The sequence below is a fragment of the Allonocardiopsis opalescens genome, from assembly GCF_003002095.1.
Taxonomy (GTDB): domain Bacteria; phylum Actinomycetota; class Actinomycetes; order Streptosporangiales; family Streptosporangiaceae; genus Allonocardiopsis; species Allonocardiopsis opalescens.
The window spans coordinates 69,330-82,215 of the sequence record NZ_PVZC01000008.1 but is presented as its reverse complement, the minus strand read 5'-3'; the positions used below and the strand labels follow the sequence as shown (position 1 = coordinate 82,215).

General features: G+C 74.8%; 13 protein-coding genes. 10 read left to right on the top strand and 3 right to left on the bottom strand.

What is annotated here, in order from left to right:
• The first annotated feature begins 8 nt into the window (after positions 1-8).
• The 5 genes from CLV72_RS32375 (at position 9) to CLV72_RS24150 (ending at position 4,721) form a co-directional block, all read left to right on the top strand.
• A complete protein-coding gene (locus tag CLV72_RS32375; RefSeq protein WP_211303087.1) occupies positions 9-1,073 on the top strand; it encodes a helix-turn-helix domain-containing protein in 1,065 nt (354 codons plus the stop codon).
• Positions 1,074-1,240: 167 nt separating this feature from the next.
• On the top strand, positions 1,241-2,965 hold the full coding sequence (locus tag CLV72_RS24165) for a DUF885 domain-containing protein (protein ID WP_425428115.1): 1,725 nt from the start codon (positions 1,241-1,243) through the stop codon (positions 2,963-2,965).
• Between the two features lie 64 nt (positions 2,966-3,029).
• Positions 3,030-3,578 carry an HIT family protein gene (locus CLV72_RS24160; RefSeq protein ID WP_106250681.1) on the top strand — a complete coding sequence of 183 codons (549 nt, stop codon included), beginning with the start codon at positions 3,030-3,032 and terminating at the stop codon, positions 3,576-3,578.
• Positions 3,579-3,690: 112 nt separating this feature from the next.
• Positions 3,691-4,170 (top strand): hypothetical protein, encoded by a 480-nt coding sequence (locus CLV72_RS24155; RefSeq protein WP_106250679.1) that lies wholly within the window; start codon positions 3,691-3,693, stop codon positions 4,168-4,170.
• 140 nt (positions 4,171-4,310) lie between these two features.
• Positions 4,311-4,721, top strand: coding sequence for a thiol-disulfide oxidoreductase DCC family protein (locus CLV72_RS24150; RefSeq protein ID WP_106250677.1), 411 nt, complete (start codon positions 4,311-4,313; stop codon positions 4,719-4,721).
• A gap of 28 nt (positions 4,722-4,749) precedes the next feature.
• On the opposite strand, the gene CLV72_RS24145 is transcribed toward CLV72_RS24150, so the two are convergent.
• Together CLV72_RS24145 and CLV72_RS24140 are read right to left on the bottom strand one after the other, a co-directional pair.
• Complete coding sequence (locus CLV72_RS24145; RefSeq protein ID WP_106250675.1) at positions 4,750-5,697, bottom strand: MFS transporter permease; 948 nt, start codon at positions 5,695-5,697, stop codon at positions 4,750-4,752.
• Entirely contained in the window at positions 5,694-6,224 is a 531-nt protein-coding gene (locus CLV72_RS24140) for a hypothetical protein (protein WP_106250673.1), read from the bottom strand. Before CLV72_RS24140 ends, CLV72_RS24145 begins: the two co-directional genes overlap by 4 nt.
• Before the next feature lie 320 nt (positions 6,225-6,544).
• Here CLV72_RS24140 and CLV72_RS24135 point away from each other — a divergent pair, with 320 nt between their 5' ends.
• Positions 6,545-6,784: a hypothetical protein gene (locus CLV72_RS24135; protein WP_106250671.1), complete on the top strand. Its 240-nt coding sequence runs from the start codon at positions 6,545-6,547 to the stop codon at positions 6,782-6,784.
• A gap of 57 nt (positions 6,785-6,841) precedes the next feature.
• On the opposite strand, the gene CLV72_RS24130 is transcribed toward CLV72_RS24135, so the two are convergent.
• Entirely contained in the window at positions 6,842-8,992 is a 2,151-nt protein-coding gene (locus CLV72_RS24130; protein WP_106251310.1) for an elongation factor G-like protein EF-G2, read from the bottom strand.
• A 308-nt stretch (positions 8,993-9,300) separates the two neighbouring features.
• On the opposite strand from CLV72_RS24130, the gene pgsA reads away from it, so the two are divergent.
• Genes pgsA through CLV72_RS24110 form a run of 4 tightly spaced genes read left to right on the top strand, consistent with a single transcriptional unit; the run spans position 9,301 to position 12,680 of the window.
• Entirely contained in the window at positions 9,301-9,921 is a 621-nt protein-coding gene (pgsA, locus tag CLV72_RS24125) for a phosphatidylinositol phosphate synthase (protein ID WP_106250668.1), read from the top strand.
• Positions 9,922-9,981: 60 nt separating this feature from the next.
• Complete coding sequence (locus CLV72_RS24120; RefSeq protein WP_106250666.1) at positions 9,982-10,911, top strand: phosphatidylinositol mannoside acyltransferase; 930 nt, start codon at positions 9,982-9,984, stop codon at positions 10,909-10,911.
• An 18-nt stretch (positions 10,912-10,929) separates the two neighbouring features.
• Positions 10,930-12,114: a glycosyltransferase family 4 protein gene (locus CLV72_RS24115; RefSeq protein ID WP_106250663.1), complete on the top strand. Its 1,185-nt coding sequence runs from the start codon at positions 10,930-10,932 to the stop codon at positions 12,112-12,114.
• Positions 12,115-12,128: 14 nt separating this feature from the next.
• On the top strand, positions 12,129-12,680 hold the full coding sequence (locus CLV72_RS24110) for a LemA family protein (RefSeq protein ID WP_106250661.1): 552 nt from the start codon (positions 12,129-12,131) through the stop codon (positions 12,678-12,680).
• The last annotated feature ends 206 nt before the right edge of the window (positions 12,681-12,886 follow it).

Here is a 12,886-nt window from a genome sequence, read left to right as displayed (position 1 = left end):
AATCAGAAATGACAGCGAATGTCCAGGTCTGGTCCGGGCGCGAAGTGCGTGCGCTGCGAGAAGCGAAACGTATGAGTATCCGCGACTTCGCCGCTCATCTCGGGGTCGGCGAGCGCATGGTCTCGAAGTGGGAAAAGGCCGGAGCGGGCGTCCGACCGCGGCCGGTGAATCAGCAGGCTCTGGATTCGTCCCTTTCGTCATCGAGTGACGAGGTCAAGGCGCGCTTCGCGAGGTTCGTGGATCCGGTCCCCGAACGTACCGCCGGTATCCCTGAGAGTCGGGAGTCCCGCAACGATCCGTCCGGCCCGGATGATGAGCGATCCGAGCGCTTGGCCTCGGTGATCGAGCGCCCCGTGCGCCTCGACGGCGCCGCCGTTGAGGCGCTGGCCGCCGTACTGGCCGCTCAGCGCCGCCTGGAGGACGCGGTCGGACCGGCCGCCGTGGTCGGTCCGATGACCGCGCAGCTGGACGCCATCGCGGCCCTGATGCGCGAGGCCAGCGGACCGCACCGCGATCCGCTGGCCCGGGTGGTCGCGGAGTGGACCGTGTGGACCGGCTGGCTGCACGCCGCCCTGCGCCGCGACGCGGCGGCCGTGCACCTGTTCAGGCAGGCCGAGAAACTCGCCGACGAGGTCGGAGACGGAACCGTCGCGGAGCTGGCGGCCGGCTTCCGGGGCTACGTGGCGCGCAAGCAGGGACGGCACCGCGCCGTCGTGCGCGCGTCGCACGCGGCCCTCGCCACGCCGGGTGCCCACCCGGCCCTGAAGGTCTTCGACACGCTGCAAGCCGCCAAAGGCTACGCCGCCCTCGGCGCCGACGACGAAGCCCGCCGCCTGCTGGACACCGCCGCGAAGCTGATCGAAGGCGCGGGCACCCCGCCACCGCCCGCCTACTGGTACACCCCGGCCTTCTTCCGCCTCAACATCGGAGTCGTCCACCACGAGCTCGGGGACCACGCGACCGCCGCCGACCACCTCGCCAACGGCCTGGATGCGCTGCCCGCCGAGCAGCGGGGCGCGGAATGGGCCGACGAGTACCGGGAATTCCTCGCCGCGGCGAAGGCCGCCTCCTAGTTCCGGCTCCTTCCGGCGCGTCCGCGCCGAGCGCATTGGCGGTGGGCTGAGTAGGGTACGGAGCCTTGGGGGAGCGGCGCGGCGCAGCGGCGCCACCGTGGGAGCGAGGGAGCAGCGATGAGTCTGAACCGCCGGACCGGCAGGCCGAGCGGGCGGGGCGTGCGGCGATGACCGACACCCCGGAGCCCCATGCCGATCCCTCGTCCGGCGGTGAGCACGCGGCCATGGTGGCCCGGTTCCGCCAGGTGGCGGGGCAGGTGCTCGGCGAGCTGATGCGCGCCGACCCCGCCTGGGCGACCTCGCTGGGGGACCACCGCTTCGACGACCGGCTCGCCGACTTCTCGCCCGACGGCACCGCCGAGCGCGCGCACGTCCTGGTCGACGCGCTCGGCGCGCTGGACGAGATCGACGACGCGGTCCTCAGCGCGCCCGACCGGGTCGACCTGGACATCCTGCGCTCGCGCGTCGCCGCCGACCTGTGGCGGCTCACCGAGCTGCGGCCGCACGAGTGGGACCCGCTGGCCCACCTGCCCGGCGACGCGCTGTACGGGCTGATCGTGCGGGACGCGCTGCCGCCCGCCGACCGGCTGGTGGCGCTGGCCGAGCGGTTCCGTGCCGTCCCCGGCGCGCTGGCCACCGCACGTGCCACCCTGCACGGCATGCCGCGGGTGCACGTGGAGACCGCGATCACCCGGGTGCGCGGCACCCTGGCGATGCTCGGCGCCGAGCTGGACGCGCTGGTCGAGCGGGAGCCCCGGCTGCGCGCCGAGACCGAGGCGGCCCGCGCCACCGCCGCCGACGCCCTCGACGAGCACCTGCGCTGGCTGGAGGGGCAGGTCGAGCAGGCGGCGGGCGACTCCCGCCTCGGCACCCGCGACTACGCCGCCCAGCTGTGGTACACGCTGGACTCCGAGCTGTCCCCGGACGCGCTGCTCACCCGGGCCGAGAGCGACCTGATCGCCGTCGAGGAGGAGCTGACCGAGGCCGCCGCCGAGTACGCCGGGCGCCGCCTCGCCCCCGACGAGGTGCGCGGGGTGCTCGACGGCCTGGCCGCCGACGCGCCCAGCGGCGCCGACACCGTGCTCCCGCTGTGCCGGGAGGCGCTGGCGGACGCCACCCGCAGGATCACCGAGCTGGACCTGGTCACCATCCCCGACGAGCAGGAGATCGCGGTCGGGCCGATGCCCGAGGCGCACCGGGGCGTCGCGACCGCCTACTGCGACCCGCCCGGGCCGCTGGAGTCCGCCCCGCCCGGCGGCGGCCGGGTGCCGATGCTGGTCGCCGTCGCCCCGCCGCCCGACGACTGGCCGGCCGAGCGCGCCGCCTCCTACTACCGCGAGTACAACGGCCACCTGCTGCGCGACACGATGGTGCACGAGGCCATGCCCGGCCACGCCGTGCAGCTCGGCCACGCCGCCCGCTACCGCGGCGCCACCCCCGTGCGGGCCGCGCTGCGCAACGGCGCCTTCGTGGAGGGCTGGGCGGTGTACGCCGAGGAACTGGTCGACCGGCACGGCTGGTGCGAGGACCGCCGCACCGCGCTGGCCTTCCGGCTGATGCGGCTGAAGATGCTGCTGCGCAGCACCATCAACGCCATCCTGGACGTGCGGGTGCACTGCTTCGAGCTCACCGAGGCCGAGGCCATGGAGCTGATGATCCAGCGCGGTCACCAGGAGGAGGCGGCGGCGGTGGGCAAGTGGCGGCGCGCGCTGCTCACCAGCGCCCAGCTGGCCACCTACTACGTCGGCCACCGCGAGGTGCGCGGCATCGCCGCCGAGCTGCGCGCGGCCCGCCCCTCGGCGGCGCAGCGCGAGATCCACGACGCGATGCTGGCGCACGGCTCCCCGCCCACCCGCCACCTGCGCGGTCTGCTCGGCCTGGACCAGCCGTGACCGCCGCGCCGCCCGCCCCGGGCGCGGGCCCGGCCCCCGCCGCGCCCGGCCGTATGCTGCTGGCATGACCGAGCGGCAGGCCCAGGACGGCGTGGGGGAGCCCGACGGGTTCCAGCGGATGTGGACCCCGCACCGGATGGCGTACATCAAGGGGGAGGGCAAGCCCACCGGCAACGGCGCGGGCGACGGCTGCCCGTTCTGCCGCATCCCGCTGCTCGGCGACGAGGACGGCCTCATCGTGCGGCGCGGTGCGGCCGCCTACGCCGTGCTCAACCTGTACCCCTACAACAGCGGCCACCTGATGGCGGTCCCGTACCGCCACGTCGCCGACTACACCGAGCTGGACGCGGCCGAGACCGCCGAGATCGCCGCGCTGACCCAGCAGGCCATCGCGGCGCTGCGCTCGGCCTCCGACGCGCACGGCTTCAACGTCGGCATGAACCTCGGCGCCGTCGCGGGGGCGGGCATCGCGGCCCACCTGCACCAGCACGTCGTGCCGCGCTGGGGCGGCGACACCAACTTCATGCCCGTCGTCGGCCGCACCAAGGTGCTGCCGCAGCTGCTGCGCGACACCCGCGCCCTGCTCGCCGAGCACTGGCCCGCCCCGTCCTGAACCGCCCGCCCGGCCCAGTGGGCCCGTGGGCCCGGGCCCCTGGGCTCTAGGCACCCGCTGTGCCGTCGGTCACCCTGGAGCCCAGGAGCGGTCGAGGCGGACGGAGCAGGTCATGGGCGGCGGATCACGGCTTCGCGCGGCGTCCGACCGGGGCAGCGCGGCGGTGCAGTACGGCGGCCTGATCGTCCTGGCCGGGCTGATCGCGGCGGCGCTCATCGCCGGGCTCGGCCAGCTGGGCCCGTCGGTCGGCTCCGGCCTGCAGCAGCTCTTCGGCGGCCCCGGCGGGCTCGGCCCCGAGACGGTGGACTGCGCCCGCGGCGACGGCCCGGACTCCGGCGGCGGCTGCCCGCCCGAGAACGGCTTCCCGGTGCCCGAGTCCCGGCCGTCCGCCTGCCCGCGCGGCGGCATCCCGGAGTCCGGCCAGATCACCGACCCCTACGAGGGCTGCGAGCGGCCCACCGTCGCCCCCGACCGGCCCGAGCTGTGCACCCAGGAGCAGCGGATCGGCCCTGACGGCACCGTCTACAACGGCTGCGGCGACCCGGTCGGCAGGATCGACCCCTGGCCGCCCGCGGAACTCGGCGAGGACTAGGCGGCGCCCGGCCCGGCGTGCCGGGCGGGCGGCGTCCCGGCGCACCGCCGCCGGCGGTAGCGTGGATCCACCGGGGGCCGCGCCGAGCGCGCGCCCGCCGCGACCGACACGACGCCGACGAACCGCCCGAGGAGCCCGCCATGGCCGCCCGCACCCGCCCCGTGCTCGTCTACGACGGCGACTGCGCCATCTGCACCCGGTGCGTGGCCTTCGCGGAGCGGTACGTCAAGGCCGACGCCGACATCGTCGCCTGGCAGTTCGCCGACCTCGCCGCGCTCGGCACCACCGCCGAGCGGGCCGAGTACGAGGTGCTGTGGGTGCGAAAGGACGGCCGGGTCGAGGGCGGCTCCGACGCCGTCGGCGCGGTGCTGCTCAGCTCCGCCCGCCCGTACTGGTGGCCGCTGGGCTCGCTGCTGCGGGCGGCGCCGCTGCGCCCGCTGATGCAGCGGCTCTACCAGCTGGTCGCGGTGAACCGCCACCGCCTGCCGGGCGGCACGGCCGCCTGCGCCATGCCCGCCCACCTGCGGCCCGGGGCGGGCGGCGCGAGCTGAGCCGCGCCGCCCGCCTCCGAGAAGCGGGTCAGCCGCCCTCGGCCGGGGCGGCCGCCGCCGGTGCCGACGGGGACGCGGACGGTGCCGCGCCGGCCGCCGCGCCGCCCGGCGGCGGTGCCGTGCCGGTCCGGCCGCCGCGCAGCGCCGCGAAGCGGTCCCGCGCCCACCACACCAGTTTCTCGGTGGGCAGGAAGGCCAGCACCAGGCAGATGGTGTGCGGCAGGAACACGATCGTGATCACCATGTAGGTGGCGATGTGGAAGGCGACGAACATGCCGACCATCGCGTACCGCCAGCGCAGCGCCACCAGGAAGATCACCGGCGCCGACAGCTCCATCAGCAGGATGGCCCACTGGCCGGCGTGCAGCACCCACGGCACGTCCAGCATCCACTCGGAGAAGACCGTGCTGCGCCGGAACACCGCGCGCACCAGGGTGGCGCCGTTGGCCCAGTCGAAGCCGCCGAAGCGGAACTTGGCGAAGGCCGACAGGAAGTAGGTGGCGATGACGGCCACCTGCACGCAGCGTAGCGCCCACCCGGCCGCCGCCGACAGCGTGCGGTCGGCGGCCAGCGCCCGGCCCACGGTCGGCAGCACCGCCAGCGCCACCAGCAGCGCGATGCGGTCGTGGTCCACCTTGCCGTAGGAGAACGACATGATGCACCACTCGAAGTAGGCCAGGAAGGCGATGGTCCCCGACACCCGCGGGAACCACCCGGCCGCCGACAGCAGGCAGCTCGCGATCAGCGTCCACTGCACCGCCGTGATCAGCACGGGGGTGGGCTGCGGCAGCGAGAGCAGCTCGGCGATCTCCAGCGGCCGGTACAGCTCGCCGGTGTGCGCGTGGTTGGCGGCGATGTTGTGGATGAAGAGCACGTCGTAGACGACGAACAGGTAGATGACGACCCGGAACACCCGCACCCGGGCGTCGGGCATCGGGGTGAACCACCAGTCGGCGGCGGCCCTCAGCATCTTCACGGCGCCTCCCAGACGGCGATCAGGTCGTCGCGGTGGCCGTTGAGCCGCCGCTCCTCGAGCAGGTGGTACCGGTTGATCAGCCGGACGCCGGTGAGCGGCTCCAGGTGCGGCTGCTGGGCGGCCATCGCGTCGGCAATCACGCTCAGCCGGTCGGGATCGGCCTCGAACAGCGGGATCTGCCCCTCCACCTCGGCCCGGTTCACCCCGGTGATGTCGGGGTGGAACGGCAGGTCGTGCCAGTCCTGGCTCTCGGTGCGGCCCTGCAGGATCGCCACCTGGATGGTGCCGTTGGGGTCGTTGCGGGTGGAGTACATCCGGAACGGCCCGAACGGGAAGTGGAAGTCGTCCCAGAAGAAGGTGCCGAAGGTCAGCAGTGCGAGGCAGACCGTGCACGCCACCAGGCGCAGCGCCCGGCCGGTGCGGCTCAGCCCCCGCGGCTCGGCCGTCGCGGCCGCGGCTCCGGTCTCCGGGGGCGCCGGGGCGGCGCCGGTATCGTCAGCGGAGGGGGACGGGGCCGGTGGGGACATGCGGGACTCCAGTTTTCCTCTCGGACGCGGATGCGGCGAGCCTAGACCAGTGGACGGGCGCCGCCGGGTACGTGCGGCCGACCACGATGTCACGAAAACGTAGATCTCGCGCCCTGGACGCCGGGTCCGGCCACCGGAGCCCTCGCCGCGCCCCGCCGTGCGCCGAGGCTGGTCCATACTGGTGCGGGTCCGGCCGCGACACGGCCGGGCACGCCGCGCCCGCCGCTCCCGGCGGTGCGCCGGGCGCCCCCGGGCGCCCCACCGCCGCGCGGCAGCTGCGCGGCGGACCGTTCGACACGTCCCGGAAGGGGACCCATCCCATGGCCGAGCAGACTCCCGAGCCCGAGTACCGCCGCAACCCCGACGGCAGCATCACCACCTCGATGGACCTCGACGCCGACGGCGTCGAGGAGACCGTCACCGCCAAGGGCCGCACCCGCGAGGACGGCACCGTCGAGGTGGAGATCGACGTCAACGGCGACGGCCGCCCCGACGCGGTGGCGTCCGACGACAACAAGGACGGCGAGATCACCCTGGACGAAGTCCGTCCGGCGGAGTGAGCCCGGCCGCGGCGGCGGGCGCGCCGGGCCCGCAGGCCCGCGCGCCCGCCCCGGCCGTCAGCCCGCGGCGGGCAGCCGCGCCGCGACGTGCGCGGGCAGCGGCTCGTGGCGCAGGTAGCCGCGGCTGAACGCGCCGGTGCCGTGGGCGAGCGAGCGCAGTTCCACGGCGTAGCGCACCATCTCCAGCTGCGGCACCTCCGCCCGCACCAGGGTGCGCCCCCCGGCCAGGTTCTCGGTGCCCAGCACCCGGCCCCGGCGGGCCGACAGGTCGGACATGACCGCGCCCACGTACTCGTCGGCGACCAGCACCTCCACCTCGTCCACCGGCTCCAGCATGGCCATCTGGGCGTGCTCGGCGGCGTCCTTGAGCGCGAGCCGGCCCGCCTTCTGGAAGGCCATGTCGGAGGAGTCCACCGCATGCGCCTTGCCGTCGTAGAGCGTCACGCGGATGTCCACGCAGGGGTAGCCCGACTCCAGGCCCTGCTCCATCTGCGCCCGCACGCCCTTCTCCACCGACGGGATGAACTGGCGCGGCACCACGCCTCCGACGATCTTGTCGACGAACTCCAGGCCGGCGCCCGAGGGCAGCGGCTCCACCTCGATCCGGCACACCCCGTACTCGCCGTGGCCGCCCGTCTGCTTGACGTTGCGGCCCATGCCGTGCGCCGGCGAGGTGAAGGTCTCGCGCAGCGGCACCCGGACCGCGCTGGTCTCCACCCGCACGCCGTAGCGGTCGGCCAGCCGGTCCACGATGACCTCCAGGTGCGCCTCGCCCATGCACCACAGCACCAGCTGGCGGGTCTCGGCGTTCACCTCCAGCCGCAGCGTCACGTCCTCCGACGACACCCGGGCCAGCGCCTGCGCCAGCTTGTCCTCGTCGGCCTTGACCGCGGCGCGCAGCGCCACCGGCAGCAGCGGCTCGGGGAAGGTCCAGGCCGGCATCAGCAGCGGCGCCTCGCGGTCGGACAGGGTGTCGCCGGTCTCGGCGCGCGAGAGCTTGGCGACCGCGCACACATCGCCGGCCACCACCCGCGGCACCGGCCGCATCTGCTTGCCCAGCGGCACCGACAGGGCGCCGATCCGCTCGTCCACATCGTGTTCGCCGCGGCCGCGCTCGGCCGGGCCGTGCCCGCTGACGTGCACGGTGGAGTCGGGGCGCAGGGTGCCGGAGAAGACCCGCACCAGGCTGATCCGGCCGACGTAGGGGTCGGTGGTGGTCTTCACCACCTCGGCCAGCAGCGGCCCGTCGGGATCGCAGCCCAGGCCGGCCACCGGCTCGCCGTCCAGGCGGGTGACCGGCGGCAGCGGCCGCTCGGTCGGCGCCGGGCAGGCCTGCGGCAGCGCCTCCAGCAGCTCGGCGACGCCGACGCCGCGGGTGGCCGAGACCGCCAGCACCGGGTAGAAGCCGCCGCGAGCGACCGCCTGGTGCAGGTCGGGGATGAGCGCGGCGGCGTCGATCTCGCCGCCCTCGACGTAGCGCTCCATCAGCGCCTCGTCCTCGCTCTCGGTGATGACGCCCTCGATCAGCGCGTTGCGCAGGTCGGTGAGGCGGTCGAGCAGTTCCTCGCCGGGGTCGGCCTCCACCCGCTCGCCCGAGGAGTAGTCCAACAGCCGCCCCGACAGCAGGCCGACCAGGCCGCGCAGCGGCTCCTCGCCGCCGCCCACCGGGTAGTACACGGGCATGACGCCCTCGCCGAAGGCGTCCTGGCACTCGGCCAGCAGCTGGAAGAAGTCGGCGCGCTGGTGGTCGATCTTGTTGATCACCACCGCGCGCGGCATGCCGACGGCGGCGCACTCCTCCCACAGGATCTTGGTGGGGCCGTCGATCCCGTCGACGGCCGAGATGACGAACAGCGCCGCGTCGGCGGCGCGCAGCCCGGCCCGCAGGTCGCCGACGTAGTCGGCGTACCCGGGGGTGTCCAGCAGGTTGACCTTGACACCGCCCAGCATCAGCGGGGCGACCGCGAGGTTCACCGAGCGGCACTGGCGCGCCTCGGCGTCGTCGTGGTCGCTCACGGTGGTGCCGTCCTCCACCCGGCCGGCCCGGGTGATGGCGCCGCCCGCCAGCAGCATGGACTCCAGCAGTGTCGTCTTGCCTGAGCCGGAATGGCCGACCAGCACCACATTGCGGATGTCGGTGGGCCGGTCGACCGCCGGTACGCCTCCGGCGGCTCCGGACGGGCTCGATTTGGCTGACTTGTCGGCCACGGTCATCGCCTCCCGGTCGGGTGGGTGCTCGGCCGGGCCGCGCGCCCGGCCGTCCCTCGGCCCCGCGCGCCGAGGGGTGGCTCTACCGTGACGCGCTCAGCCGCATATCACAAGGGGGTCGAGCCCGGGTTTCCGGGGCGGGAACTTCCGTGATCGGCCAGGTTACGGCGGTGCCAGGGGCCGCGGACCCGTCCCGACGGGGCACCGGAGGCCGAGCGCCCCCGCCACGGTCGGTTCGGTCACTTCGCGCCCCCGCGACGGCGAGGACGGTACGCGGCGGGCCGCTGGGCCGTACGATCGGAGTCACCATGCTCAGTCAACTGCGGCCCGTCTTCGCCCGCGTCCTGGACCCCGTCGGACGCGGAATGGCCCGGCTCGGGATCACTCCGAACCTGGTCACCATGGTCGGCACCGCGGGGGTCGCGGCGTCGGCGCTGTACTTCTACCCGCGCGGGCAGCTGTTCGCCGGCACCGTCGTCGTCACCGTCTTCGTGCTGGCCGACATGCTCGACGGCGCGGTGGCGCGCGCCACCGGCGGTTCGAGCCGCTGGGGAGCCTTCCTGGACTCCAGCTTCGACCGCGTCAGCGACGCCGCCATCTTCTGCGGCCTGATCCTGTACCTGCTGCGCGTCGACGGCGGGGCGCCGCTGGTCGGCCTGGCCCTGCTGTGCCTGGTCGCCGGCCTGCTGGTCTCCTACGTCAAGGCGCGCGCCGAGGGGCTGGGGCTGCGCTGCGACGTGGGGATCGCCGAGCGCACCGAGCGGCTGGTGATCCTGCTCGTCACCATCGGGCTGACCGGCGCGGGGGTGCCGTACCTGATGTGGGGCGGCCTCGGCGTGCTGGCCGTGCTCAGCGTGGTCACGGTCGTCCAGCGCGTCGCGGCCGTCTACCGGCAGACCCACGCCGCCGAGACCGTGGGCGGCACCTGAGGGCGCGCGGCGCGGCGGCATGAGGACGTGGCGGACGTACCGACACTGCGGGGAGCACGATTGAGGGCACGCGTGATCGCCGTCGGCTACCTGATCGGCTGGGGGCTGATCCGGTGGCTGCCCGAGCGCTGGGGGCGCCGGCTGTTCACCTGGATCGCCGACGCGGTCTGGCGGCGCGAGGGGCGCGGGGTGCGGCGGCTGGAGGCCAATCTGCGCCGGGTCGTCGGACCCGGGCCGAGCGAGGCCGACCTGCGGGCGCTCTCCCGGTCCGGGATGCGCTCCTACCTGCGGTACTGGTACGAGATCTTCCGGTTGCCGAGCATCGGGCCGCGCCGGCTGGCCGAGCGCACCGAGATCCACGGCGCCGACACCCTGTTCGCCGCGCTGGAGTCGGGCCGCGGCGTGGTGGCGGCCCTGCCGCACAGCGGCAACTGGGACCAGGCCGGCGCCTGGATCGTCGGCCGCGGGTACCGGCTCACCACCGTGGCCGAGCGGCTGCGGCCCGAGTCGGTCTTCGAGCGCTTCGTCGCCTTCCGCACCGCGCTGGGCATGGAGGTGCTGGCGCTGCGCGGCGGCCCGCCGCCGCTGCCCGTGCTGGTCGACCGGCTCAAGGCGGGCGGCCTCGTCTGCCTGCTGGCCGACCGCGACCTCAGCTCCAGCGGGGTGGAGGTCACCCTCTTCGGCGAGCCGGCCAGGATGCCGGCCGGACCCGCCACGCTCGCCCTGCGCACCGGCGCCGCGCTGCTGCCGGTGGGCCTCTGGTTCACCGGGAAGGGCTGGGGAATCAGGATCCACGACGAGATCGAGGTGCCCGACGAGGGAGACGACCGGCACCGGACCACCGCGATGACCCAGGCGCTCGCCCGCGCCTTCGAGTCCGACATCGCGGCCCATCCGCAGGACTGGCACATGCTGCAGCGCGTGTTCAGCGCCGACCTCGACCCCCGGCGGGCGCGGCGCGCCGCGCGGCCGGACCGGTCGACGGGTTAGCCGAGATAGGAGAGTCACGTGCGGGTCGGGCTGGTCTGCCCCTACACCTGGGAGGTGCCCGGCGGTGTGCAGCTGCACGTCGCCGAGCTGGCCGAGGCGCTCATCGGCCTCGGCCACGACGTCTCGGTGATCACGCCCTCCGACGACGAGGCGCCGCTGCCGCCCTACGCCGTCTCCGGCGGCAAGGCCATCCCGGTGCCCTACAACGGCTCGGTGGCCCGGCTCGCCTTCGGCTTCCTGGCCGCCGCACGGGTGCGCCGGTGGCTGCGCGAGGGCGCCTTCGACATCGTGCACGTGCACGAACCGGCCGCCCCGAGCCTGTCGCTGCTGGCCTGCTGGGCCGCTGACGCGCCGCTGGTCGCCACCTTCCACACCGCCAACCCCCGCTCGCGGGCCATGTCGGCCTCGGCCGCCGCCCTGCAGACCGCGCTGGAGAAGATCAGCGGCCGCATCGCGGTGTCGGAGGCGGCCAGGACCACCCTGGTGGAGCACCTGGGCGGCGACGCCGTGCTGATCCCCAACGGCGTGCCGGTGGCCAAGTACGCCCAGAGCGAGCCGCTGCCCGGCTGGCCCGGGCGGCTGGACGGCCGGCTCGGCGGCGCGGAGCGCGGCGGGGTGATCGGCTTCCTGGGCCGGATGGACGAGCAGCGCAAGGGCCTGCCGGTGCTGCTGCGCGCCTTCGGCACCCTGGCGCGGCGCCGGCCCGGGCTGCGGCTGCTGCTGGTCGGCCCCGGCCCCTCCGACGTGCTCGCCAAGGTCGACAAGGGGCTGCGCGAGCGCATCACCGTGCTGGGCAAGGTCAGCGAGGCCGACAAGGTGCGCGCCTACCACTCCGTCGACGTGTTCTGCGCGCCGAACCTGGGCGGGGAGAGCTTCGGCATGGTGCTGACCGAGGCGATGGCGGCCGGCGCCGCCATCCTGGCCAGCGACATCGCCGCCTTCCGCAGCGTGCTGCGCGACGGCGAGGCCGGCGAGCTGTTCCGGGTCGGCGACCCCGACGCGCTGGTGCGCGGCGCCGAGCGGATGCTGGACGAGCCGGCGCTGCGCGAGCGGCTGTCGGCCGGGGCGCGGGCGGCGGTGCGGGCCTACGACTGGACCACCGTCGCCGCCGACGTGGCCGCCGTCTACCAGACCGTGCTCCCGGCCGCGCGCCCGAGCGAGCCGGGCAGACTCGCCCCCGCCAGCCCGCCCGGGCTCGGCTGAACCGGCGCTGACCGATGGAGGTCTTCCACGCACTCCTCGGCGACCTCGCGATCGTCGTCTCGGTCCTCGGCCTGTTCGCCTTCTACATCTCCTGGCGGGCCGGCCGGCTGGACCGACTGCACACCAGGGTCGAGACCGCCCGCGCCGCCCTGGACGCCGCCCTGGTCCGGCGCAGCGCCGTCGTCCTGGAACTGGCCTCGTCGGGCCGGCTCGACCCGGCCACGGCCGTCCTGCTGGCCGAGGCCGCCCAGGACGCCCGCCGCGCCGACGAGCCCGACGCCCGCGAACTCGCCGAGAGCCACCTGTCGGGTGTCCTGCGCGCCGTCGTCGAGCAGGACGGCTTCCACCAGGAGCTGACCGGCCGCCCCGGCGGCCCCGAGCTGTACACCGAGCTGCGCATGGCCGCCAAGCAGGTCTACCTCGCCCGCCGCTTCTACAACGACGCCGTCGCCCTGACCCGCCTCGCCCGCCGCAAGCGCCTGGTCCGCCTGCTGCGTCTCTCCGGCCGCGCCGAACTCCCCGACTTCTTCGAGATCGACGACGAACCGCCGAAGATGGCGGCGTGAGCGGGTGTGAGAACACGAAACCATGTCTTCGTGACCGCCGCGCGCTACCTGACCGACCTGCGGGAACGGCGGGTGCACGACACGCCCGACCCGGCCGGATGAGGCTCGGCCGCATGGGTGTACCGGGCTGGATCGGGTTGATCAGGCGGTGATTAGACTGGAACGGCGGGCTCGTGATGAGTCCGTCCAGGTCGTCCCTTTCCCGG

Bases quoted from the DNA above. Each gene is read 5' to 3' on its own strand.
- CLV72_RS24165 (WP_425428115.1), top strand. From the start codon at position 1,241: ATGACCGACACCCCGGAGCCCCATGCCGATCCCTCGTCCGGCGGTGAG.
- CLV72_RS24110 (WP_106250661.1), top strand. From the start codon at position 12,129: ATGGAGGTCTTCCACGCACTCCTCGGCGACCTCGCGATCGTCGTCTCG.
- CLV72_RS24135 (WP_106250671.1), top strand. From the start codon at position 6,545: ATGGCCGAGCAGACTCCCGAGCCCGAGTACCGCCGCAACCCCGACGGC.
- CLV72_RS24160 (WP_106250681.1), top strand. From the start codon at position 3,030: ATGACCGAGCGGCAGGCCCAGGACGGCGTGGGGGAGCCCGACGGGTTC.
- CLV72_RS24150 (WP_106250677.1), top strand. From the start codon at position 4,311: ATGGCCGCCCGCACCCGCCCCGTGCTCGTCTACGACGGCGACTGCGCC.
- CLV72_RS32375 (WP_211303087.1), top strand. From the start codon at position 9: ATGACAGCGAATGTCCAGGTCTGGTCCGGGCGCGAAGTGCGTGCGCTG.
- CLV72_RS24140 (WP_106250673.1), bottom strand. From the start codon at position 6,224: ATGTCCCCACCGGCCCCGTCCCCCTCCGCTGACGATACCGGCGCCGCC.
- pgsA (WP_106250668.1), top strand. From the start codon at position 9,301: ATGCTCAGTCAACTGCGGCCCGTCTTCGCCCGCGTCCTGGACCCCGTC.
- CLV72_RS24155 (WP_106250679.1), top strand. From the start codon at position 3,691: ATGGGCGGCGGATCACGGCTTCGCGCGGCGTCCGACCGGGGCAGCGCG.